Annotated in this window: 16 protein-coding genes; 10 read left to right on the top strand and 6 right to left on the bottom strand. The window is 42.1% G+C overall.

Going from position 1 to position 24,745, the window contains the following annotated elements:
• The first annotated feature begins 461 nt into the window (after positions 1-461).
• Entirely contained in the window at positions 462-1,013 is a 552-nt protein-coding gene (locus tag K6Y31_RS13780; RefSeq protein ID WP_233053538.1) for a gamma carbonic anhydrase family protein, read from the top strand.
• 9 nt (positions 1,014-1,022) lie between these two features.
• Here K6Y31_RS13780 and ftnA read toward each other — a convergent pair whose 3' ends face one another.
• On the bottom strand, positions 1,023-1,565 hold the full coding sequence (gene ftnA / locus K6Y31_RS13775) for a non-heme ferritin (RefSeq protein ID WP_233053537.1): 543 nt from the start codon (positions 1,563-1,565) through the stop codon (positions 1,023-1,025).
• A gap of 325 nt (positions 1,566-1,890) precedes the next feature.
• On the opposite strand from ftnA, the gene K6Y31_RS13770 reads away from it, so the two are divergent.
• From K6Y31_RS13770 to K6Y31_RS13760, 3 genes are all read left to right on the top strand, one after another.
• On the top strand, positions 1,891-2,508 hold the full coding sequence (locus tag K6Y31_RS13770) for a histidine phosphatase family protein (RefSeq protein ID WP_233053536.1): 618 nt from the start codon (positions 1,891-1,893) through the stop codon (positions 2,506-2,508).
• A gap of 22 nt (positions 2,509-2,530) precedes the next feature.
• Positions 2,531-2,962: a universal stress protein gene (locus K6Y31_RS13765; RefSeq protein ID WP_233053535.1), complete on the top strand. Its 432-nt coding sequence runs from the start codon at positions 2,531-2,533 to the stop codon at positions 2,960-2,962.
• Between the two features lie 260 nt (positions 2,963-3,222).
• Positions 3,223-5,181: a methyl-accepting chemotaxis protein gene (locus tag K6Y31_RS13760; protein WP_233053534.1), complete on the top strand. Its 1,959-nt coding sequence runs from the start codon at positions 3,223-3,225 to the stop codon at positions 5,179-5,181.
• On the opposite strand, the gene K6Y31_RS13755 is transcribed toward K6Y31_RS13760, so the two are convergent.
• From K6Y31_RS13755 to prlC, 5 genes are all read right to left on the bottom strand, one after another.
• Positions 5,178-5,936 carry a class I SAM-dependent methyltransferase gene (locus K6Y31_RS13755; RefSeq protein ID WP_427901901.1) on the bottom strand — a complete coding sequence of 253 codons (759 nt, stop codon included), beginning with the start codon at positions 5,934-5,936 and terminating at the stop codon, positions 5,178-5,180. The genes K6Y31_RS13760 and K6Y31_RS13755 overlap by 4 nt on opposite strands.
• A 66-nt stretch (positions 5,937-6,002) precedes the next feature.
• Positions 6,003-9,191, bottom strand: a complete 3,189-nt coding sequence (locus K6Y31_RS13750; protein ID WP_233053532.1) for an EAL domain-containing protein — start codon at positions 9,189-9,191, stop codon at positions 6,003-6,005.
• A 120-nt stretch (positions 9,192-9,311) separates the two neighbouring features.
• Positions 9,312-10,394 (bottom strand): mechanosensitive ion channel family protein, encoded by a 1,083-nt coding sequence (locus tag K6Y31_RS13745; RefSeq protein ID WP_233053531.1) that lies wholly within the window; start codon positions 10,392-10,394, stop codon positions 9,312-9,314.
• A 3-nt stretch (positions 10,395-10,397) separates the two neighbouring features.
• Complete coding sequence (locus tag K6Y31_RS13740) at positions 10,398-12,956, bottom strand: putative bifunctional diguanylate cyclase/phosphodiesterase (RefSeq protein ID WP_233053530.1); 2,559 nt, start codon at positions 12,954-12,956, stop codon at positions 10,398-10,400.
• 186 nt (positions 12,957-13,142) lie between these two features.
• Positions 13,143-15,173 (bottom strand): oligopeptidase A, encoded by a 2,031-nt coding sequence (gene prlC / locus K6Y31_RS13735; RefSeq protein WP_233053529.1) that lies wholly within the window; start codon positions 15,171-15,173, stop codon positions 13,143-13,145.
• A 430-nt stretch (positions 15,174-15,603) separates the two neighbouring features.
• Between prlC and K6Y31_RS13730 the strand changes: the two genes are divergently transcribed.
• From K6Y31_RS13730 to K6Y31_RS13705, 6 genes are all read left to right on the top strand, one after another.
• Positions 15,604-17,571, top strand: a complete 1,968-nt coding sequence (locus tag K6Y31_RS13730; RefSeq protein WP_233053528.1) for a sensor histidine kinase — start codon at positions 15,604-15,606, stop codon at positions 17,569-17,571.
• A 101-nt stretch (positions 17,572-17,672) separates the two neighbouring features.
• Entirely contained in the window at positions 17,673-19,031 is a 1,359-nt protein-coding gene (gene gorA / locus K6Y31_RS13725; protein WP_233053527.1) for a glutathione-disulfide reductase, read from the top strand.
• A gap of 93 nt (positions 19,032-19,124) precedes the next feature.
• Positions 19,125-20,447 carry a tyrosine-type recombinase/integrase gene (locus K6Y31_RS13720; protein ID WP_233053526.1) on the top strand — a complete coding sequence of 441 codons (1,323 nt, stop codon included), beginning with the start codon at positions 19,125-19,127 and terminating at the stop codon, positions 20,445-20,447.
• Complete coding sequence (locus K6Y31_RS13715) at positions 20,440-22,158, top strand: hypothetical protein (RefSeq protein WP_233053525.1); 1,719 nt, start codon at positions 20,440-20,442, stop codon at positions 22,156-22,158. Before K6Y31_RS13720 ends, K6Y31_RS13715 begins: the two co-directional genes overlap by 8 nt.
• Before the next feature lie 16 nt (positions 22,159-22,174).
• On the top strand, positions 22,175-24,229 hold the full coding sequence (locus K6Y31_RS13710) for a site-specific integrase (RefSeq protein ID WP_233053524.1): 2,055 nt from the start codon (positions 22,175-22,177) through the stop codon (positions 24,227-24,229).
• Positions 24,226-24,684: a hypothetical protein gene (locus K6Y31_RS13705; RefSeq protein WP_233053523.1), complete on the top strand. Its 459-nt coding sequence runs from the start codon at positions 24,226-24,228 to the stop codon at positions 24,682-24,684. The genes K6Y31_RS13710 and K6Y31_RS13705 overlap by 4 nt, the downstream gene beginning before the upstream one ends.
• The last annotated feature ends 61 nt before the right edge of the window (positions 24,685-24,745 follow it).

The following is a 24,745-nucleotide window of genomic DNA, read 5'->3' as shown; positions in this document are numbered from 1 at the left end:
CTATATGAACACTCAGAAATTACATTGATAAATAAATCGTTTTGGCGATTCGTTACCATTGCGCTGTCAACCGAAGTTAAACAACATGAGTATTCACACAGATTGCATGATTAAATTGTTAAAGAACGTTGACTAGGTTGCTTTCGCTTCACCTCGTCAGGGCTGCGCATTCTACGCTAGCCGGTTTGAAAGTCAATCGTTAATTTCGAGAAATTTTCGATTTCGCTTCTGGTTAGAAACCGCAGCTTCTTAACCACCTGATGTTGCGTTGCGCCTTGCACTGTGCCGTCTCAGTGGTTGCGCATTATAGGGAGATTCGATTTCGGCGCAAGGCTTTTTTAACGAAAAATTGTAATTAAATTACACACACAAGTTGCACTCAAGTTATCCACAGGATTTACAGATATTCCATCTTGTTTTGCTGTTTTTATATGCTAATGTCGGTAAAAAGGAGAACTCTGATGAATCACAAACTACGCCCTTATAAAGGTATTTACCCTAAAGTATCCGATTATTGCTATATAGATGAAGCAGCCGTTTTGGTTGGCGATATAGAATTAGCGGAAGATGCAAGTGTGTGGCCGTTAGTTGCTGCGCGTGGTGATGTAAACCAGATAAAAATTGGTGCGCGCAGCAATATTCAAGATGGTAGTGTTTTACATGTCACCCGCAAAACAGATAACAACCCAAATGGTTACCCGCTTATTATAGGAAGCGATGTCACCATCGGTCACAAAGCGATGTTACACGGCTGCACAGTAGGTAATAGAGTCTTGGTCGGCATGGGTGCCATTATATTAGATAATGCAATAATTGAAGATGATGTGATTATTGGTGCAGGTGCATTAGTACCACCCGGTAAAACATTAGAGTCTGGTTACTTATATATGGGCTCTCCAGTCAAGCAGGCGCGCAAGTTAACTGAAGCAGAGTTGAATTTCCTGCCAGAGTCGGCACAAAACTATGTACGCTTGAAGAATGAATACTTGGCCGAACACAATCAGCCAAGCTAAGTCAGTTTTTTAAAAGCCAGCTTCTGCAGCAGTGGCTGAGTCAATGATACTCGGGCTACCTGATTTTGCTAATTCAGCAAGCTCTTTGTCCATAAAATAAAGAGCTTGTTTATCACCACCTAACAAATCAATCTTATCGATGATGGTTTTAAACAGTTTCTCTTCTTCGTGTTGCTCCGATACGTACCACTGCAAAAAGTTAAATGTTGAATAATCTTGGCAGGTAAAAGCTTCATGAGCGAGGCCATTGATTTTTTGTGTAATCATTTGCTCATGCTCTAGCGTGGCATGAAACACTTGAGTCAATGATTCAAAATCATGTGGTGGCGCATCAATTGCGCCGAGGATCGGTAACGCACCGGTTTCACTCACATACGTAAACAAGCGATGCATATGCTCCATTTCTTCTTTTGCGTGACCACGTAAAAAAACCGCAGCACCTTCTAGGCCTTTATCTTCACACCAAGCACTCATTTGCAGGTAAAGGTTGGAGGAATAAAATTCTAGGTTTATTTGCTCGTTTAATTTTTCGATCATATTCGGTTTTAACATTATGGATCCTTATTCAGCTTCTATGCTTAGCTGCATTTTCACATAGTTAGATGCACAAATGCCACCCCACCTAAAAATGGCAGAAGAAGATACACCTTCATTACGTTTAATCGCTCATTTCTTGACATATTTCACAACCTCTTCTATTGCCGACTGCTAGTATGGCTAAGTTATTAATAGGAGCATCGACATGGAACTGTTATTCAAAGAATGGAAAATCTTAAGTTTCATCATGCTGCTATTTTTACTCTCATTTATCTAATTGAAGATATTACCTTTCAAGCTATGATGGCGACCACTTAAGCGCAAACGAAAGTGGCCTAGATTGATCACCTTATACTTAATTCGCCATGGCGAAACCGATGCGAACAAATTCGGTATTCTACAAGGCCAACAAAATACCCAGCTCAATAATAAAGGCTTATCGCAAGCAAACTTGTTAGCGATGGCATGTCGACACCTTACGATTAACAGTATTTACAGCAGTGATTTGGCAAGAGCGAGCAGTACCGCGGATGTGATCGCACAACCACATAGACTAACACCCCAGCTCACACCGTTATTACGCGAGCTCAGTTTTGGCTCCTTAGAAGGCCAACCATTCAAATTGATGTCGACACAAAAACAATACCACTTACAGCAGCTACATAAACGGCAAATCGACCTACCGTATGCCGGATCTGAACCTTTAGCTGAGCTTGAAGCTAGACTTGTGCAATTTACCGAGCAGCTAACAACCCAATTATCCGGAAGCCATGCCATTATCGGACACGGCTATAGCTTGAACTATCTGCTGCATCATTTATTGAACTGGTCAAAACAAAAAATGCATGTACTGGAGTTAACCAACTGCAGCTTTACCGAGATCACTTTTAAGCAACAACAGTGGCAGCTTATTCGTCTTAATCAGCAAGCTAACCCCCTTACTTCTATACTCAAATAATATCACTATAGGAGATCACCATATGGCAGCTTATCAGCACATCTTAGTGGCACTCAATTTGGATGAAGATAGTCGAGCCCTGTTAGATAAAGCCGTCGAACGTGCTCGTATTGATAACGCTAAACTAACGCTACTCCACGTAAACATGCAACTAAATCAGCTGTATAGCGATATGATTGCAATGGACTTGGCGGAGATAAAGCAGCAACTTGCCGAACAGTCGATAGCTGAATTGGACCTACTCATGGCTGAAATAGATTACCCATTAATTGAACACAGAATTGTGTGTGGCGAGATGCCTGAAAGCATTCTCACCTCAGCCAGATCCTTAGAGGTAGACTTAATCATTGCTGGCCATCACCACGGACTGTGGAGTTATTTTCATACCACAGCAAAAAAACTGTTGAACCAAGCGCCCTGTGACCTGCTGATTGTTCCAATAACGAATCACTAAAGCTAGCTAGAGAGCAAAAGGCTTACACAATACCTTTTTTGTGTTTGCCACGCGGGCACATTTGCGACATACAAACTGGGGCTGAGCAACCAGCTCCTTAAGAGTACTATGGTGCTTCTCGATATCAGCCCGTTTCCAATCACACAAGGTTTGGTTCTTCTTCATCGCAAAACTCAGTATAAAGTATGAATGGCTGTCATATATTTGTCATAGATAACCACTAGCATCCGCATTATCACAAATGATCTAGGTACTGCATCATGCGTATAAGCACCTTCTCTCTCCTATCATCACTATTACTAATGATATTAGCAAGCATACTCGGTTACTCGATGTGGCGCAGTGGCGATCAAATCCAAATGATGCAACAGCAAGGGCAACAATACCAGACCTTGAAACATCAGATCAGCGTTACCTTTCAACGCACCATCCAAGATTATTTAATTAGTGGTGACGCGGGCCAATTAAGTCTCGCGCAGCAGCAATTAGAAACACTATCAGAACAACTCAGCGCCTTTCCCAATCAGCAAGTGGCACAAATCAATGACAAAGTAATCAGATTAATAGATGGCCTCAATAGTGACTATCGCGCAGCGGGTAAATTGTCCGGCAACAGCCAGCAACTGCTTACCTTCGCCGAGCAAGAAATGTTTGGGTCATTGAGCAGCTTGCAAAACTATGCCATTGAAGGACTAGATAAAAATCCTAATTTGGCCGCCAGTTATCTTAAACTCAGCCAAGATCTTAGCGAGTCGCTGACTCAGCTAACTCAGCAACGGGCGAAATACTTCCAACAAATGCAGCCCGAGCAGATAGAAGCAATACACTACTACCAACAAAAAATGCGCGTCACTTTAGACCAGCTAGCAGCGAAAGCGCCATTGAATATCTTCTATGTTATTGAGCGCGATCCCGATGAGCTTAGCTTTGATGATGACGAAGATCCTGTTGAAAAAGGCCAAGCCGCTATTGCAGAGCTGGCAAATTTGATCAAACGCTACCCAAAAGAGCTCGACAATACCGAGCAGAATATTGACTCCACCATCAAAGCCAGTAATCAACTAAGGCAAGAAGTCGATGATCTAGAAGCCGCTATATTAGTAATTGAAGCGCAAATACAAGCTGATACCGAACAAAACTTAGTTGGGATCCGTCTCGCTTTATTGCTGTCACTGGCAACACTCATCGCTTACGCCTTAATCGCATTCATATTTCAGCAACAGCTTGTCGTCAAGCGCCTCAAACAATTGAAGAATGCATTCGCCCAACTCGTCGAAACGCAGCAACCACGCCCACTATCCTTAGCTAATTCAAAGGATGAGTTAGGTGAAATAGCGCAATACTTCAATCAACTCATCACTCGCATTCAATCAACCGAAGCTTATAAAGCAGAACAGCTAGTAAAAGTCTCTAACGCATTAAAGCTAATGGTTGCCCAAGTGCAAGTGATTGAAACAGATTCTAAAGCGAACAGCCAAGCCGCCAGCCAGAGCGCGGTAATGGTACAAGAGCTTAATCAACTGGCACAAGAGGTTGAGCACAGTTCTCATACCATCTTGGGCCACGCTAAAAATAATGAAGGCGCGATGCTAGATAGTCAAAAATACGCCAAGCAAGTACTTGCTGCCACAGACAATACTAGCCAAGCGGTGCAACGCTGTAACGCCTCTCTCGCTTCACTCACCCTGTCTGTTGATGATGTTGAAAAAATAATAGAAGTCATCAGCAATATTTCTGAACAAACGAATCTCTTAGCCCTCAACGCCGCCATTGAGGCTGCTCGAGCTGGCGATCATGGCCGAGGCTTTGCCGTTGTCGCCACCGAAGTCCGCCACCTATCACATAGAACCCAAGAATCTTTGAGTCAAATATCCACTATATTGGAACAATTACGTCAGGCATCATCTGGATTACGACAAGATATTAAAGGAATATCAGTGGCTTCTATTAAGCAGAAAGAAACTGCTGATACGCTATGGAGTACTGCACAAGGCGTGCGGGAAAGTGCGGTCAACTCAGCCGTTGTCGCCGAACAAGGCAGCATTAATGCCAAGCTGCAATCCGGCAAGTTGATTGATTTTGCCTCGGCAATTGAGCAAGTCAAACAGCAATCTCAACAAGTCTCCAGCTTATCACAACAAATTGCAGAGCAAATAAAACAAGAGGCAGACACCATTATTCATGCCCTGCATAACCAAGATGCAGAACAGGCGAGCTAGGTGAGCCCCTTATTAACATAAACGTCGAAGCGATTACTTTTAGTAGTGAACGCCAAGGTTGGCTTTTGTTGAGCCAACCAAGGTGCATAATCAGGCCGCTTAACCACCACTCGGTAGCGAGCGGCAGCCAAAGCGGGGGCTAACAGTGCATCAGCATCTAAATCAGGGCCTACTAAGTGTTGAAATACGCGCATTTCTTTTTTAACTAATGCACTCTTTTTCTTATGGGGAAACATAGGATCAAGATAGACCACATCAGCTTGGGCATTCGCCAGCCAATCAATCCCTGAATCAAAACGTAATTGCATATTCGCTTGCATCCAAGCGCCTATTTCTGGGTCGCGATAGGCGCGTTGCAAGCCATCATCCAATAAAGCGGCAACCACCGGAGAGCGTTCAATTAAGGTAACTTGGCAACCCAAAGAAGCAAATACAAACGCATCCCGCCCCAAACCAGCTGTGGCATCGATAACACTTAAACCTGCTTTCGACTTTACTCCTATCGCCTTGGCGATAGTTTGCCCTTTGCCGCCACCAAACTTACGTCGATGCGCCGCCGCGCCAGTAACAAAGTCTACCGCCACCGCGCCAAGTTTGGGCTCATCCACTTTTCGTAATTCAAGTTGGGTAGCCGTTAAAACCAACACCAATAAATCATCAGCAGATCGCTTGGCGCTAAAGCCCCACTTTTGCCGTAACTTATCGGCATCAGCATTAAGCTCAGGAAAATCAGCAAGGAGTGGTATCACAGGCATACTCAATAGGAAATTTTCCGCATCATAGCAGATTACTTCATCGCAATAAAAATGAACCCGGCTAACTTATTCCATGGCAAGCGACACTAACGCCATCATCTCAATCGGCATCGGCTTACCCAGATGATAACCTTGAGCAAAATCAACCCCAATTTCAGCCAAGCGCATCATGACTCGCTCATCTTCAACACATTCCGCGATGGTTTGCTTACCCATCAACTGACTCACCTCATTGATACTGCGCACCATGGCATAATCCATCTCATCATCAGCAATATCTCGTACAAACAAGCCATCAATTTTGAGGTAGTCCACCGGTAAACGTTTAAGATATCCAAATGACGAGAGGCCAGTACCAAAATCATCCAACGCCAATTTACAGCCTAATTTTTTCAACTCTTTCAACAAGAAGGAGGCATGACTAAAGTTTGCAATGGCAACGGTTTCGGTCACCTCAAAACAAATTTTGTATAACGGCAACTCGGAATCAACCAACGCCTTAACTAAGTACTCAACGAACTCTTTGTTACCAATTGACTGGCCTGAGAGGTTAATAGAACATTGATCTAGTTTCGCCACGTGATCAGGGTGCCCTTTTAACCAAGCTAAGGTTTTATCGATAATCAGCTTGTCTAACTTGTCAGCCAAATTGTAGTTTTCGGCAGCAGGAATAAATAACCCCGGTGGGGCCAATTTGCCATTATCATCTATCATTCGCGTCAGCACTTCGTAATGAAGATAACTCTTATCTTCATCTTGAGTGCCTACCCGTTTGATGGGCTGAGCATAAAGACAGAAGCGATGCTCTCGCAGCGCCTGTTGCACTTTATTTACCCACTGCATTTCTCCATGGCGTCGCTGTAGCTCTTGATCGTCTTGTTTAAACACATGAACCCGATTGCGACCTTCATCTTTTGCTGCATAACAGGCCGTATCAGCACAACTTAAAACATATTGGCGATTACCACTGCTCTCGTTCATTTCCACTAAGCCAATACTGACACCAAGCGAAAAGGTTTTTTCTTCGGAAATAAAGTGGTGCTCAGCAATCGCGGCAATAATGCCATGGGCATAGGCTAGCGCATCATCGGGCAAGCTATCTGCAATAATCACCCCAAACTCATCCCCGCCCAAACGAGCAAGTAACGCATGGGATGGCAAACTATCAGTCAATAAAGTAGCTAGCTGTTTCAACACTTCATCGCCAGCACTATGACCACAGGTGTCGTTAATCACCTTAAACTGATCCATATCCAAATACATTAAAGCATGCACACGACCTGTTTCAGCGGCAGAATCGATATGACTTTGCAGCTCTGATTCAAAGAAGCTACGATTGCCCAATCCCGTTAAAAAGTCATGAGATGCCTGATAAGCCAACTGTTCAGATAGGTGTTTGGTTTCAGTTATATCCTCACAAACTAAAAAGAATTGCTCTTTACCTGGCACCTTGCGAGTGGTTTCATTAAGCCACAAGGTTTGCCCTAAACGCGTTTGATATTGAATTTGGCGGCTCAATAGGCCATCAGGATTACTGGCACATTGATTCAGGTATTTAATTTGACTGCCAATATCGTGTGCAACAGTATGAAATAAGGTGATATTCTTACCAACAAGCTCGTCAACTGAGTAACCCAGCAGTATAGCGCCATAGCGATTGCAAGACAGCACTAACCCTTGGTTATTAATTGTCAGCAGCATAAACGGGTTTTCATCATGCAACACCCGATAGCGGGCTTCACTTTCCCTTAACTCTACTTCCGCTCGCTTGATGCTATTAATATCCCGGCCTTCCAGCAATATCATCTCAACGCCCTGGCCACCACGGACAGGTTTTAATGATAAATCCACAATCACTGACTGCTTACTGCTATTCATTTGCTGGCTTTCATAGCGTACAAAATCACCTTTTTGCGCCATATCGATAGCGGACACAAGTTTTTGCTGCTCTTCTAGATCATGGCGCCACCAGGGCGACTCCCAAATGTATTCGCCAATCACATCAACTTCATTCAGATTCAGTAACTGTAATGCAGCCTTATTGGTTTGTAAGATCCGGCCCTTGTCATCAAGTAAAATAATGAACTGAAAGGCTTCATGAAACAAAGCACTAAAACGGGTGCGACTGGCGCGTAATTCCAACTCAACGCGTTTTTGCTTTAATAAGTTAAATTGTAATAATGCGATAATGATGCAAAGGCTCAACACCACAGCCAACACAACAAAAAAGTTGTCTCGATAAACGTTGTATTGGTTTTCCACTTGATTGACTATCAAGGAGTTTTTCGGCAACAGATCAAAATCTAACTGCCAATGCTTCAACAGTTCAGCATCAAACACGAATTGATTATTGGACTTGGTTTCAATGGGCAACGCTTCAATCGGTACCGAATGAAGAATATCTAACGCTTTACGTGCGGCGCGCTCGCCTTGACTAAAACCACTCACCATTTTGCCACCGACCACCACCCCATAACCTAAGGTGTAGTCCCAAGAGCCAAAGATCGGCACTTTAGCCACCTCAAATAACGATTGCAGCAGGTGCTCATGTTCTAAGTACTGGCCATCACGATCACGAGAAAAAATCGTGAATAAAATAATCGCATCGCCGTTAATATTACTCACTTTTTGTTTCAGAGTAAGAAAGGTTTCTTCATTTAAAACATGAAGCTTAGGGTAAATCTGACTGCTTATACGTTCAATGTCGCGCTGTAATAACTGCCCTGTCGTGGTGTCATCAACAATCACGTAAATATCTTTAGTGCGTGGCCTCAAGCTTAAGGCAGCAGTTAAAGTATCAAACAAATCAGGGCTCTCGACTATCCCTGTCACTTTTGACATGCCATCGATCAGCGCAGGGGTAAAATTATTCACGCCAGCAAACACAATCGGCGTATTAGGGAAAAGACGCTGGCCATAAGCTTTTGCCAACGCAAGTGCGTTATTGTCGGTGACGATGACTAAATCAAAATCACGATGAGAAAATTTACGTGCAAACGCCTCAGTCAACAACGACATATATTCGTCAGTAAAGAAGCGCTTACTGTCTAAGTAAGATACGTAGAGAGATACTTCTTGGTTTTTGAGAATAGACTCGATTCCGGCTTGTAAGTCACGGGTCCACTTAAATCCCTGATGGTAAGAATGAAGCACCAGTACTTCTTGTTGCTTAGCCTCAACGCCTGCACTGGTCATCAACAGCATAGCGCCGAAGAAAATGGAACAAAAAAAGCGGCTTAGCCCTAATATCTGCATCGGGTCTCAATTAATCTATGGTACTAAAAGATAATTCGAGGGTACTCTGCCTATTGTATTATCGTCAACTTGACCACCAATAGTTTGTGATCAAGTTGTAAACAATCGCGTCAGGCTAGCTTAGCTCTCAGGGCTGATCGGCACTTCAGGCTGGACCCCCTCGATATGTAATGTTTGCGTTGGGAAAGCAAATTCAGCGTCATAAGACTCAATGATCGCCATCACTTTCAGCAACACATCCTGTTTCACCTCATGAAAGTGAACCCAGTTCGTGGTCTTAGTGAAAGTATAAATGAAGAAATCCATTGAGGAGCTACCAAAACCATTAAAATTTACAATCATGGTTTGCGTAGTATCAATCTCATCATGGCCAGCGAGCATTGTTTTCACCTCAGCGACGATCGCCGCCATACTTTTACTATCGGCATAGCGAATACCTAATGTTTCATAAATGCGGCGATGACTCATACGGGACGGGTTTTCTACCGCAATACTAGAAAACACAGCATTAGGGACATAAAGAGGGCGCTTATCAAATGTCCGGATAATACTGACTCGCCAACCTATATGCTCCACGGTTCCTTCAATATTTCTGTCTGGCGAGCGGATCCAGTCACCAACTTTAAATGGTCGGTCTAAGTAAATAACAAACGCACCAAAAAAGTTTGCTAATAAATCCTTCGCGGCCATACCGACCACTAAACCACCCACACCACCAAAAGCCAGCACCCCTGAAATACTAAAACCTAAGGTTTGAAATATCCCTAACGCGGTAATTACCAGCACTGCTGCTTTCATCAGCTTGCCTAGAGCATTAACCGTGGTTTCATCTTTACCTTGGCTAATAAACTTATGTTCAGCATGGGTGATAAAACGAAGAAATGCCCAAGCTATCAAGCCTGTTAACACTAAAGTAAGGGCTAAAGGAATATATTCCAACAATGCGCTATTTTGGTTTTCAGCATAAACGCTGGCCACCATCGCTAACCCAACGGTCAACACGATCCAATTAATCGGCTTCCAAATCGATGCCCAAATTGCATCATCCCAACCAGTTTTGGTAAGCAGAACAAGACGTTCCATTTTTTTTGCAAAGTAACGCCAAAAGACAAAAGCCACACTGGTGATAAGTAAAATAACACTGACATCGAACATCCAATTATTGGTTTTATAACTGGTGATCAGACTCGAAATCCACTCCATATACTACATTAACCCCACTGAATACTGCCGAAATTGCACTGCCAAAAAATCCTTTAACATATCAAACGATAAGGGTTTACTTAGTAAGAAACCTTGAGAAAAATCACAGCCTTGCTGTTGGATATAATTCTGTTGAAGTTCAGTTTCCACTCCTTCAACCACCACCTTCATACCTAAATTGTGCACAATATTGATAATGCCATTAAACAACAAGTTATCTTGTTGATTACAGGGTATATCCGCAATGAAGGAACGGTCTATTTTAACCACATCAGCAGGTAAGCTGCGTAAATAATTCAACGATGAATAACCAGTGCCGAAATCATCAATGGCAATATTGATACCCACCGCTTTTAATGCGGTGATCCGCTGCATATGTTGTGAATCACTGTTCATCAGCAAACTTTCTGTAATTTCTAAGGTAACAGAAGAAGCTGGCAGGCCACTTTCTTGAATCACCTTTATCCATTCACTTGCCTGTAAATCAACATTCTGAAATTCTAAGGTTGAACGGTTGATACATACCTCTAGATGTTCATAACCTAAGTGATGCAATTGTTTTACTTGCAAGCAAGCTTGCCTTAACACTTGCTGGCCTAGTTGCTGAATTAGTCCGACTTCCTCAGCGAGTGGCACAAACACCATCGGCGAAATAAAGCCTCGCTTTGGGTGCTGCCAGCGTACTAATGCTTCTAACTTAGCAACTTTCCCCGTAAAGTTATCAATAATAGGCTGATAAAAAACCGTTAGCTGACCACTTTTAATCGCTTCTGTTAATTCAACTAATAACGCTTGCTTGTCTAACTCCGACTGACGCATGGCTTGCTCGTATACAATACAAGTATTACGTCCTTGGTTTTTCGCTTCTGATAAAGCCAGCCCTGCTTTTTGCATTAATTCATCACTGCTAAAGCCATGTTGTGGAAATAATACGCAGCCAATACTGGCAGTAATGTACAGCTGTTGGTCGGTCAGTTGAAAGCCTTGAGAAAAAGAACCAAGTAGTTGCTGAGCAAATACTTCCGCTTGCCCTTTTGACACCAAGTCAGGAACAATGATCACAAACTCATCGCCCCCTAAACGAGCAATAAAATCTTGCTGGCGCAAGCGCCCCTTTAAGCGCTCTGCCACTAAAGTTAACAAAGCATCACCCGTGGCAATTTTTTGGGTGTTGTTAATTGACTTAAATTTATCCAACCCTAATTGCAATAAGGCAAAATGTGCGTTGGTTTTTATTTGCCGATCTAAGGCCGACAGAAAGCCAGCTCGACTTGGCAACAAAGTCAAATCATCGAGGTGGTCAATCTGCAGTGGGTTGTCATTAATGGGCTCGACAATCGCCAAATAACAAGCAATATCCCCCTGATCATTGCGCAACGCAATCACCGATGCATCACTGTGAATCACTTGACCTAATTTAGTAACGTAACGCTTACGTACCTTAGCGTGCTCAGTATCGCCACTTAATAATGAACGATATAAAGAAGCGGCGTTCGCCTTATCTTGGGGAAAACTTAAATCATCAATATGCAGCAAGGGCACATCTTCGGGACGATAGCCAAATAACTGTAATGCTGCCTCATTTACCCTATCAATAGAGCCATCGTGTTTGAGTTGCATCGCCGCTAGAGGCAGGTGTCGAATCAAAGAGTCGAAGTATTTTTCTAACAAAACATTGCCTGTTAGTTTGCTACGAGTAATATCTTGAGTAATGCCGTTTAATTGCAATAGCGTCTGATGCTCACCGCGAATAGAATTAACCTGAGCGCGTAACCATTTAGACTCACCCTTAGCACTGACAATGCGGTACTCAAAAACATGAGGCTCGGCTACTGCTCCCTCAATCACTTTCTCTAGCTCTAGCATTACCATGGCGCGATCACTGGGCACGATAAACTGCTCTAACTCAAACAAGTTAAGCGAACAAGAAAAAGGCTCTAAATCAAACAACCTAAAGGTTGCTTCTGACCAAATCAGTTTGCGTGATGGGAATTCAATCGACCAAGTACCAATTAAACCTTTATACCTCATTTCATTTGTTTCATGCTGATAAGTCTTCGGTAATGAGTCTGAGGGAGCCCCTCGCCCTTGGCGATCTAACTCTTGCGCAATAAAGCCACTCAGTAAACTCATTAAATGCTCCCCCTTATACTCCTTTGGCAACGGCTTTTGATACAAAGCGATACATAAACCAATAACATTATTCTCATCAGTGGGTAAAGAAACCGCTAACACCCCTTCAGCCTGATATAACTGTAAAATCTCGACACTGGGAAATTGTTGCGCAGCATTATGCTCAATAACACAAATTTGATTTTTCAAAGCATGAGTGAAAGGAGACGAGTGCACCAACAAGACGTCAGGGTGCTGCTCAGCCAAGTTGCCTGAGCTAGCTTGTACATTAAGTAACGATTGGGTGTTATCTAAGGTAGTCAGTAACACACACTCTGCAGCCAGATGCTTACACAACTGCTGTACAAAAACATCACACAAGCTTTGGCCCGAATAGCCAGCCACCGCATCAACAATGATATCTGGTACGGCGTGTAAAGTGTGCGGCATAATAACCACCTGAAAAAAGAAATATAAAAACAGTTGCTTATAGTAATAAAAAAAATGGCTAAGAATATATGATATGAAGTAAAAAATTCAGATTCTGCTTTGTTGATACAAATAAATCTCACATTAGTGAGATTTATTTGATTTTACTTGGCAATATATTCCTTACTAAGGCTAAGGAATGACAGACTAACTGACAATACCGCTATGGCGTAATAGCGCGTCAACTTGCGGCTCTCGCCCTCTAAAAGCGGTAAACAAGGCCATCGGTGATTCTGAGCCACCTTTTTCTAATATATGCTGCATAAAGTCACGGCCAACTTGCGCATTGAAAATCCCCTCTTCTTCAAAACGCGAAAAAGCGTCAGCAGACAAGACTTCAGCCCATTTGTAGCTGTAATACCCTGCCGCATAGCCACCGGCGAAAATATGGCTAAAACCGTTCTGAAAACGATTGTATGCAGGCGGAGTAACGACTGCTACTTGGCTGCGCACCTCATCTAACTTAGCTTGTGCTTGGTTAGTTTGGCCTGGAGTAAACTCTAAATGTAAACGGAAATCAAACAGAGAAAATTCCAACTGGCGCACCATCATCAATGCCGAATGATAGTTCTTCGCCGCCAGCATTTTATCTAGCATATCCTGAGGCAAAGGCTCACCAGTTTGATAATGACCTGAAATAAAGGCTAATGCTTCTGGCTCCCAGCACCAGTTTTCTAAAAACTGGCTCGGTAGCTCAACCGCATCCCAAGGCACGCCATTTATCCCCGATACGCCACTGGTTTCTACCTGCGTTAGCATATGATGGATACCATGGCCAAACTCATGGAATAGTGTGGTGACTTCATCATGGGTAAACAAGGCCGGCTTATCAGCACTTGGCTTGTTGAAGTTACAAGTCAAAAAGGCCACTGGTTTTTGCAAGCTACCATCTAAGCGACGACGACGTATTAAGCAATCGTTCATCCAAGCGCCACCACGTTTGTGCTCGCGCGCATAGAGATCGAAATAAAAGCTACCGCGCAACTCGCCCTGTTGATCAAAAATATCGTAAAAACGCACATCAGGATGCCAAGTATCAACGCCTTCACGCTCTGTGATAGTTAAACCAAATAAGCGTTTCACCACTTCAAACAGACCACTTACCACCTTAGCTTCAGGAAAGTAAGGGCGCAGTGCTTCAGCAGAAATGGCGTATTTATGCTGCTTGAGTTTTTCGCCGTAATAACTTAAATCCCAAGCTTGTAAATCAGTATCGCCAGATTGCTGCTGTGCAAATTCTCGTAGCTCCGCTATTTCAGCTTGAGCTTGTGGACGAGATTTTTCCGCTAGATCCGTTAAAAAACCCAATACTTGTTCGGGCGTTTGTGCCATTTTAGTGGCCAAACTATCTTCTGCGTAATTAGCAAAACCCAGTAACTGGGATAATTCATGACGCAGCGCTAAGGTTTCGTCAATAATGGCACTGTTGTCACGCTGCCCAGCATGAGGCCCTTGATCAGAAGCGCGCGTAACAAACGCCTGATACATTTCTTCACGCAATGAGCGATTGTCGGCATAGGTCAGAACCGGTAAGTAACTTGGAATATCGAGGGTAAACAAGTAGCCTTCCAGATCTTTACTTTTAGCTAACTCTTGTGCCGCTTGAATAGCTGATTCCGGTAAACCTGATAACTCATTAACATCAGTGATCAATTTTTGCCAAGCCAAGGTTGCATCTAATACATTATTACTAAATTGCGAAGCCAACTCTGACAAACGTTTTTTAACTTCACCGTAGCGGGCTTTTTTCTCTGCATCTAAACCAATACCCGACAAAGAAAAATCACGTAAAGTATCATCAATTAGTTTCTGCTGTTCAGATTGTAGTCGGGCATACTCGTCACCATCACGAATCTCGCGATAAGCCTGATAAAGCCCCTCATGTTGACCAACAAAAGTGCCAAAATCAGATAATAGTGGCAAACAGCCATCATGGGCAGCACGTAATTCATCATTACTGACTACCGCATTCATATGCGCAACCGCTTGCCATGCCTGCCCCAAAGCATCCGCCACTTCATCTAGCGGTAACACAAAGTTTTGCCAAGTATAAGGCCCACCGGCGGCAAGCACGCTCTCAATGGCGGCTTTGTTGTCAGCAATAAGTTGCGTAATATTGGCTTGAATATGATCGGGCTTAATGTTGCTAAATAGAGGTAAAGGCTGGGCAATTGTCATACAGTTTCTCTTCTAAGATAAGGTCATTAAATCAAAGATGAGGCCCGAGACCACAAATATCAAGGCCCAACTCAGTAAGCAATCGGCAAAACACATACGATTTGGACACAGCTAAGTCATTGCAGCCGAACAAAAAACCAACCACCAAAATGGATTAAAACGATACATCACTAAAAATTTAGCTGAATAGCGCGATCTAACTCGGGTTTTAGTCGGAATTAAGGGACAATCGGCTCCCAAAAATTATGCAGCAGATGTATCCTGAATAAATAGCCGACTGCAATAAGCCAGTCTATGCTGAATATATTAATAACGACCCCTTATAGCGTCTCGCTGATGTTTAATGACATCGAGCTATACCAATAGACACAAAGGGTTATCGCTCGCATTATTTAGGCTGAGCCAAGCTCAGTGGATAGGTGTCACCCGAATGCCAAGTGTGGTTTCAAAACTTAAACGATCTATGTCGCAAAACAGTCTCTCGTTTAGACTGCTTTCTTACATCCTTCTTTGCAGTAGTGTTTTAGCCGTCGTCATCACCATAGTGCAGCTGTTATGGGACTACCGCAAAGATGTCGGCCAAATCGAAAACAGCATTACCCAAATCGAAGCCAGCTTTTTACAACCGATCGCCGCGAGCTTGTGGAATCTAGATGAAGAGCAAGTGCAGGTGCAGGTTGAAGGGATAATGAACCTCCCCAACATGCAATATGTACTCATTAAAGAAATCCTAGGCAGCTCTGAAGTTCCCCTTATAGAAAAAGGGATGCTGAAACAAAAATTCGATATCAGCCGTGAATTCGACTTGGTCTATCAAGGCGAAGTGGTTGGACGTTTATTAGTGGCCGCCTCATTAGACGAGGTGTATCGGCGCTTAATCGAAAAATCCATGGTTATCTTAGTCAGTCAAACTATTAAAACCTTAGTGGTCTCTATCTGTATTTTGTTAATCATCTACTATCTGGTGATTCGTCATTTAAACCGCATTGCTGACTACACCCGCTCCCTTAAGCTTGATTCTGTTTCTCCACCGCTCAAACTTGAAGGCCGTGACCCGCACCCTGCGAATCCTGATGAACTTGATGGCCTTGCTGCCACTTACAACCAAATGCGAGAGAAAATATTCGCCGAATTATCCGCCAAAGAAAAAGCCAACCAAGAGCTCGCTGGCGAGCGTGACTTCTCCACGACCATTATCAACTCCTCCACCTCAGTCATTTGCTGCTTAGATCAGTCTCTAGATATCGACACTATCAACCCTGCTGGCGTTATCTTAACTGGCTACAGCCAACACGAAATGGCGGGGCGCAGCTGGCTAGAGCTGTTTGTTAACCCAGACCAACGCGAAGAAATTGCCAAGCAACTAAAAAAATATCAAGACCAAAAAGATTTTGAAATCACCATGACCGATCAGCTAGGTGAAACCAATACGCTCATTTGGAGCTTTGTGCCTTTTTATGACGGCGACCATTTTAAATACCTGATCGCCTTTGGTTACGACGTATCGAGTCTGAAACGGGTTGAAAAAGAAATTAAACGATTGAATGACCAGCTTGAAGAGAAAGTCATCAAACGTACCGCCAGCCTAGAGCAAAGTAACAACCAATTGGTTATCGCCTTTGACGAACTTAAACGCGCGCAACAAACCTTGGTTGAGTCAGAAAAAATGGCATCACTGGGCAGCTTAGTGGCCGGTGTTGCTCATGAAATAAATACCCCTATCGGCATCAGCGTCACCGCCTCTTCGTATCTACAAGATCAAACCAAGTCGCTACAACAACGCGTCGCAGAAGGTAAGTTATCTCGCGCTTATATTGAAGAGTTGACTGGCAATATGGATGAATCGTGTAACTTACTGATGAGTAACTTACGCCGCGCTTCCGATCTGATAAGCAGCTTTAAACAAGTCGCGGTTGACCAGTCAAGTGAAGCTTGCTACACCTTTAATCTAGAAGAAAACCTCAATCAAGTGGTCACCTCTCTGAACCACAAGCTGAAAAAAGCCCGCTGCATTGTAGAAACTCATTGCGACAGTGAATTAAAAATGCATAGTTTTCCCGGCAGCTTCACACAAATATATTCTAACCTGATCATTAATAGCGTGAACCACGGTTTCGATGAATGGGATGGCGAACGGAAAATTATCATTGATGTGACTCGACAAGATGATCGCCTATTAATCGACTATCGCGACACTGGACGCGGTATCGATAAAGAAATAGCCCCGCGCATTTTCGACCCCTTCGTTACCTCAAAACGTGGTCATGGTGGCAGTGGCTTAGGCACGCATGTCATCTATAACTTAGTGGTGCAGTTACTGAAAGGCAGCATAGTACACGATACCAGTGTTGAACATGGTGTCTGTTTCCGCATTAACATTCCTTATCATAACGTCTAGTCTAGAACGTTAATCACCGCGCCGAGGCATCCGCCTCGGTTTTTACTTGCCTTTCCCTACTCACTCTCTAGAATCGTGTAAAACTCCAAGGGAAACATAACATGACTGAACATTTTGATTACATTTGTATTGGCGGTGGCAGCGGTGGTATCGCCTCAGCAAACCGTGCGGCGCGTTACGGCGCTAAAGTAGCCTTAATTGAAGCAAAAGCCCTTGGCGGCACTTGTGTCAATGTCGGCTGTGTACCAAAAAAAGTAATGTGGCACGGCGCGCAAATCGCTGAAGCCATCAAGCTTTACAGCCCAGATTACGGCTTTGACGTAGAGCAAAAGGGCTTTGATTGGAGCAAACTAGTCGCCAGTCGTGAAGCTTATATTGGCCGCATCCACCAGTCATACGATCGCGTACTAGGCAATAACAAGGTTAATGTCATCAAAGGTTTTGCAACCTTTGTTGATGCCAAAACAGTCGAAGTTGATGGCAAGCACTATAGCGCCGATCATATCTTGATCGCCGTAGGCGGTGCGCCAACCATTCCTAATATTGCAGGCGCAGAGTACGGCATTGACTCAAATGGATTTTTTGAACTAACCGAGCAGCCTAAACGTGTTGCAGTAATAGGCGCAGGCTACATAGCAGTTGAAATTGCTGGCGTATTGAATGCGCTGGGCAGTGAAACCCACCTATTTGTGCGCAAACATGCGCCACTGCGCAGCTTTGATACTATGCTAACCGACACCTTAGTCGAAGTGATGGCCGCGGAAGGTCCGCAATTACACACTGAAAGCACGCCCAAAGCGGTGGAAAAGAACAGCGATGGCAGCCTTACTATCAGCTTTGAAAACGGCGAAAGCTATACCGTAGACTGCCTAATTTGGGCCATTGGTCGTCACCCTGCCACCAGCAGCATTAAAATTGAAAACGCGGGCGTTAAAACAAATGCCCAAGGCTACATTCCTGTAGATGAATACCAAACGACTAATGTTCCCGGCATCTACTGCGTAGGTGACATTATGGAAGGTGGCATCGAGCTCACCCCTGTGGCAGTGAAGGCGGGACGTCAATTATCCGAGCGCTTATTTAACGGTAAAACCAACGCCAAAATGGACTACAACTTAGTGCCAACCGTGGTATTTAGTCATCCACCTATTGGTACCATTGGCCTCACTGAAGCAGAAGCCAACGCGCAATTTGGTGAGGAACAAGTGAAGGTTTACACTTCAGGCTTTACCGCCATGTATACCGCAGTCACCCAGCATCGCCAACCATGTAAAATGAAGCTGGTATGTGTCGGTGAAGATGAAAAAGTTGTTGGCCTACACGGCATTGGCTTTGCGGTTGATGAAATGATCCAAGGCTTTGCCGTTGCAATGAAAATGGGTGCAACCAAAGCCGATTTTGACAGCGTGGTCGCAATCCATCCAACTGGCTCGGAAGAGTTTGTTACCATGACAGGTTAGTGTAGAAAACCGACTTGTACACGTTTTAAATTCTGGAAATAACATAAATACTAGCTATGTTCATATAGCTAGTATTTTTTTCAGGAGTAAGACATGGCCCAACTCATTTATTCAGCCGATGTTTATGCTGATACAGAAATTACTTGGACTGATGAAGGCCAGCCAACATTTTTTATAAAAGGGAAAAACCTTGGATCATTACCTACCCTCTTTGATAAAGAAGGCAGGTTTATTGAAGAAGTTAATAGTTATTTTTTTTATCTGAAAAATATAAAAAAGCTCAAAGACATCAATTCTAATGCTCGAGCTTTACTTAAATTCTGGTCTTTCATTGAAGAGAATGAGCTTAGTTGGAATCATTTTCCCCCACTAAAGCGCTTAAAATCGACTTACCTCTTTCGTAGCTACTTACTCACTGAAATTGAAAAAGGCAGCATAAGTCAAAGCACATCAAACACATATATAAATCACATTAAAAACTTCTATCTCTGGGCTATACACGAAGGTTTATTACAAGTAAAAAATGACCAATGTGCCCCATTTAAAATTGAGACCGTTAAAATTATAAATACTGGAATATTAGCTCACCTTAGACCTGCATTTACCGTTGATACCTCAGACCTGCGAATTAGAGTTGAAAAAGACAGCCAAACTAAAAAAATTAGGGCTTTAACACCATTAAGCATTGAATCATTGACGTTACTAACACAACACCTACCAAGATTTTCAATTGAATTTCAGTTGCAATGCTTATTAGCTATTCAGATGGGATTACGAATTCAAGAGGTCAGCACTCTAACAGTAGAAGCGATAAATACAGCAGTTCCTCTAACCGAAAGCAAATATCGATATGAAATAGTAATTGGCCCTTCAACAGGAGTAAGAACCAAAAACAATAAAACTCGACAAATTGAAATATCCGTAGAATTCCTAGCTAAAATCCGGAACTATCTAATTAGTGAGCGTAGATTGGTAAGGTTAAACAAGCTTCATGAAAAAATACGTGCTATTAAGAAAGGTGAGGTAATTTTAAAAAAAGAGAAGCTTGATATTTTTATGCATTGTGAGAAATTTGAGCCTCTATTTATTAGTGAGCAAGGGAACCCTGTTGACAAATCCGTTATTGGTTCAAGATGGGGTGAACTCCGACACGTTATTCGCAACAAAAATAGTTCGTTCAGTTATCGCTTTCATGACCTTAGGTCAACCTATGGTACTTATCGCTTAAACGACTTACTAGAAGCAGGTATACAACCTTTAGAATCCCTAGAGTTACTCATGGGCTGGATGGGGCATATAAATGAAACCACCACATGGAAATATCTTCGCTTTCTTAAACGAAAGGAAGTATTCATAGAAAAGTTTGGAACTCTTGACTCCATCATGCATGAAGCCATAGGAGTTGGAAATGAGTAATGATTCATCTTCATCAAAATGGAAAGAAGAACTATCTATCACCCTCAACAACGGATGGCTATGCGATTTTAATAGATTGCTATATATGCATTGCCCAAACACTCAAGTAGTTCAAGCCGGCCGCGGTCTTCAATCTGCTAATCGTGACTCTCAGATCATTCAATTGAAAGATATTTTTTCCGAAAAACTATCAAGTGGCGGGAGCCACTCTACTTGGAACAATATATTTAGAGCTGCTTTAAGGTATTTAATTTGGTGCGACAAATATATTCGAGATTCATTTACTAAAGAGTCTCTTGATAGATATTTTCAGTTCAAGTATCAGAGAGTACAACGTAAAGAAATAAAGAACTCAGCATATATTCAGTATCGAGCATCGATGGTGACGCTTTTTAAAGTGCTAGACTTACCTACTTCGTGGTTTGAAAATGTGCCAAATCTGCCTAGAAATGACTTTGAACCATTTGAAGCTTATAGCCAAAGTGATTTGAAAAAACTTTTACCACTATTACGCGCACTTTTTAAGCAAACATCTGCACAATTCTTAGAAAATCCTGAAAAACACACCCGTGCATCTAGAAGCAATGCGACAATGAGTTTTCAATGGCAGGATAATACCTATCCCTTGCATGGTGCTGTTTCCAAGATGATGGTGGCAGCGACTTACTTGCTGTCATATTATACAAGTGCTAATACCACTATTTTATTTAATTTACCTAGACCGCAGAAGTCTAATATATGTTCTATGGATACATGGTATTCGATGCCAGCGTTTAAGCGGCGTGCATTTAAAACTATTCATGTAGAAATGGGGGAACATACTTTGGATATCCCCAAATATTCCATGCAATTTTTCGATACATTACTAAGAGTCTCAAAGATTATTGATAGTTCAGATAATGCACTTTTGATTCAAACTACTTGTTGTTTGAAAGGCCACAAGAGACCGCTAATGCAATCAAACCTTCAAACATTCAATCAAATGTGGTTAAAAAAGTTTAACTTAACTGATGAGAGAGGTCGAGAGCTCCGCCCTGTGATTTCTAGATTTAGAGAAACAGGAAGTCAACTGGTTAGCTTTTACCAAGGTGATATAGCACAAGGAGTGATACTTGAGAATACGCTTAACGTACGAAGGAAGCATTACTCCACAGGTAATAAGTTCGAAAACCAAGCCATGATGCAAGAAACAGCCCTGATTAGGGAGCAACAAGCAAAAAACAAGGTTACAGCAAAAGAAGCACAGCTGGAGTTAAAGATTGACGTACTTACAATTGATGCCTCACAAAAAATACGCTTTCCCAACCTAAGCCGCATCCCTAATGGCTCTAGTTGCTCCAACCCCTTTGGTGAAAGATCAGCTGGATTTAGTCGAAAAGCTAGACAAAACAACCTAACAAAAGGTGAAAAACTCGCGTGTGCAGACTTATTACAATGTTTTGGCTGTGAAGCTCAGGTAATCGTTCAGTCCGTAAGCGATATTTGGTGTTTGCTTTCTTTTAAAGAGTGCCTAGAGGAATCACTATATTTACATTTGGATGCATCCCATTTTAGGAAAAACTTTGAAAATGTGCTGACATATATAAACAAAAAAATAATGCCTAAGTTGACTAAAAGCATTGTTAAAGAAGCTGAAAAAAAATTAAATACAGATGGCAGACACCCTCTTTGGCAAGAAGTCGAATTTACCACAAAATTTCTACAGAGATGAAAACAGGATTATAATTATGATTAACTCCAATGGAACACCGATAATAATTAGCAATCCTGAGATCAATAACAAAAGCATCATTGAATTAGTGAGAGAAGAAGAATGGGATGCTCTCGAAAACACTGTAATATGTCAAGATAAAAATGACAATATAACAGCAAAATTTGGAGATATTTATTGGGATATAACACCATATACAGACAGCATGAATGAGCACAGAAAAAGATTTAATTTCAGTGAATTAATATCTTCTCCTAGTTTACTTCTAGAATTAAAGATAATTGTGTATGGTTGGCTATTTCACAAATCCACATCTAAACACCGCCCAATGAAAATCACCTCGATATTAAGCCGATTTTCTAGCATAAAATCTGTCTATCTATACTTAATGAAAAGAGGATTTAGCTCTGTTAATGCACTATCAGACCAAAAAAACTGGTCAGACTTTGAGGATATGCTAATTGAAAAAGAATATTCCCAAAACCACCTAAACCATGTATTCAACGCATTTAACTCCATAGTGTATCTTCAACCTTGGTGTGGTATTGATTTCAATCTATCTATTCCAAACGCTCAAGCTCTCGCATTAAGCCTGAGCAATAGGAGAGAACAACAAACTCTTGTTATTCCAGAAAATATAAGCGACCAAATTTATGGAAAGGCTATGAAGCTAGTTGAAGCAGCCTACCCTCATAGAAAAGTCATAGCTATAACAGAATCCGAATTAAAAAAGAATTACTTAATAGGAGAGGAAGTGTTAAATAAAAAAATTTCCTCTGGACATAGCCTTACATGTGTAGATTATAACTCTAAAACCATTGATAAAAGAAAGTTCTATTCTGCTATCTCAGACCATCTACCCCAATCGCCAAAAGATATTATGCTACTTCATTTAAGTAGCATAAAAGAGTTTGATATGATCTCTAACGCTAGAGATTTTCGTCGTTATTACGGTCAATTAATTACCGCTTGCTATATTTGCTGTGGATGCTTTACTGGTATGCGTGACTCGGAGTTAGGACAGCTAACACCGAATAGCTATTACTGTGAAGCCTTCGAAGGTCGGGATTTTCACATGTTACAATCGAAAACATTCAAGCTCGGTGAAAAAATAGAAACATGGGTAGCAGCACCTATTGCCAAAAAAGCCATAGAGCTTGCTGCTAGCTTGACACAAGAATGGAGAGACTACCTAACAAAAAACAGTAACAAGTATAAGGGTACATTATGGGTTAATAACATATACCGAAGTCGTTCACCAGTGGTGATTTCAGACTGGCCTAATCGTTTAAAACGCTTTTGTAAGCAATTTAATATTAAAGTGACAGAAGCGAATTATGAAGAGTGTATTGAATCCAATCCTCAATCCAAAGATCTCATTAATAAATACATAAAGATTGGAGAGCCATGGCACTTAACGTCACACCAATTTAGACGCTCACTTGCTTACTATATGATTAAACATAGGATAGGAACAACACTAGCATTAAAACAACAGTTTAAGCATTTGTACCTATCAATGACTGAGTGGTACAGCAATGGAGGTCGATTAGCACATTTAAAATTATTAAAAATTGATAGCCATTTACAAGAATTATTAGACATAACCAAAGAAGAGTATACGACCAATAAAATATTCAATATGGTGCACTCAGATCAACCCCTCTCAGGTTCGCACGGTAAAGCAATAATGAAAATGCGCGACGATATTCCTCACATCTATAGCTCATGGGATATTATCTATAATGCAGTAAAACAAAAACGACTAACATTACATGGTACAGCACACAGCTATTGTAAAAGTGGCTACGACTGCGACATGGATGGTGTAGCAAATCCTGCTTTTTGTGTAGATTGCAGTAGCGGCAGCAGTATTATTGATGAAAGCCATGCGAAATGGTGGCAAAGAAAACATGAATCTCTAACCAATTATCTTTCAACTGAGATTGATACCTCACCAACCGAATACAGTCATTGTATCACACAGATTCGAGCCGCTGAGATTGTCATGAAAGACTTCGACATACCATTCACAACATATAAACATCCTATTGAGATCACTGAGCTATGAGCAAGAAAGAAATCACTCTAATTGCTTTAGAGGCGGCATTAAAACGCATCATTGAAGGGCAACCAACACGCATTTCTGACCAGAGAAAAATTAGTGTTCGCGCAGTAGAAGAAGAAGCCAATTTGGGCAATGGTAGCGGCTATTACTATCCTGAATTTGTTGAAAAGGTAAAACAAGTTAAAGCTGATGTTGCTCAAGCAAAAGGCGAGTATGTTCAACCTGAAATCCAATCGGTACGTATTAAGCTCAATGAACAAAAACGCATCAAGCAGAACTACAAGGAAAAGTATGAAGCAGTTAAACAACAGCTAGCAGACTTTGCTGCAGCCCAGCATCACCTGAACGACAAGCTTGTCAAAGCGCTAAGTGATATTGATGAGTTAAAATTTGAAAATGAACGCCTTAATGAGCAGCTGGTTAAGCTAAGAAGAAGCAAAATAGTCCCAATGAAATAAATTGTATTAAGCTGTATTAGTTCAGACAAGATCTGACACATCTACTTGAAATGAAATGAAA

This window comes from Motilimonas cestriensis (genome assembly GCF_021295315.1).
Lineage (GTDB): Bacteria > Pseudomonadota > Gammaproteobacteria > Enterobacterales > CBDFNC01 > Motilimonas > Motilimonas cestriensis.
Note: the sequence above shows the minus strand (reverse complement) of the source record. Positions and strands in the feature narration are given on the sequence as shown.

Excerpts from the sequence above, each read along its gene's own strand:
- K6Y31_RS13780 (WP_233053538.1), top strand. The coding sequence starts at position 462 with ATGAATCACAAACTACGCCCTTATAAAGGTATTTACCCTAAAGTATCC.
- ftnA (WP_233053537.1), bottom strand. The coding sequence starts at position 1,565 with ATGTTAAAACCGAATATGATCGAAAAATTAAACGAGCAAATAAACCTA.
- K6Y31_RS13765 (WP_233053535.1), top strand. The coding sequence starts at position 2,531 with ATGGCAGCTTATCAGCACATCTTAGTGGCACTCAATTTGGATGAAGAT.
- K6Y31_RS13760 (WP_233053534.1), top strand. The coding sequence starts at position 3,223 with ATGCGTATAAGCACCTTCTCTCTCCTATCATCACTATTACTAATGATA.
- K6Y31_RS13755 (WP_427901901.1), bottom strand. The coding sequence starts at position 5,936 with ATGCCTGTGATACCACTCCTTGCTGATTTTCCTGAGCTTAATGCTGAT.
- K6Y31_RS13750 (WP_233053532.1), bottom strand. The coding sequence starts at position 9,191 with ATGCAGATATTAGGGCTAAGCCGCTTTTTTTGTTCCATTTTCTTCGGC.
- K6Y31_RS13745 (WP_233053531.1), bottom strand. The coding sequence starts at position 10,394 with ATGGAGTGGATTTCGAGTCTGATCACCAGTTATAAAACCAATAATTGG.
- K6Y31_RS13740 (WP_233053530.1), bottom strand. The coding sequence starts at position 12,956 with ATGCCGCACACTTTACACGCCGTACCAGATATCATTGTTGATGCGGTG.
- prlC (WP_233053529.1), bottom strand. The coding sequence starts at position 15,173 with ATGACAATTGCCCAGCCTTTACCTCTATTTAGCAACATTAAGCCCGAT.
- K6Y31_RS13730 (WP_233053528.1), top strand. The coding sequence starts at position 15,604 with ATGCCAAGTGTGGTTTCAAAACTTAAACGATCTATGTCGCAAAACAGT.
- gorA (WP_233053527.1), top strand. The coding sequence starts at position 17,673 with ATGACTGAACATTTTGATTACATTTGTATTGGCGGTGGCAGCGGTGGT.
- K6Y31_RS13720 (WP_233053526.1), top strand. The coding sequence starts at position 19,125 with ATGGCCCAACTCATTTATTCAGCCGATGTTTATGCTGATACAGAAATT.
- K6Y31_RS13715 (WP_233053525.1), top strand. The coding sequence starts at position 20,440 with ATGAGTAATGATTCATCTTCATCAAAATGGAAAGAAGAACTATCTATC.
- K6Y31_RS13710 (WP_233053524.1), top strand. The coding sequence starts at position 22,175 with ATGATTAACTCCAATGGAACACCGATAATAATTAGCAATCCTGAGATC.
- K6Y31_RS13705 (WP_233053523.1), top strand. The coding sequence starts at position 24,226 with ATGAGCAAGAAAGAAATCACTCTAATTGCTTTAGAGGCGGCATTAAAA.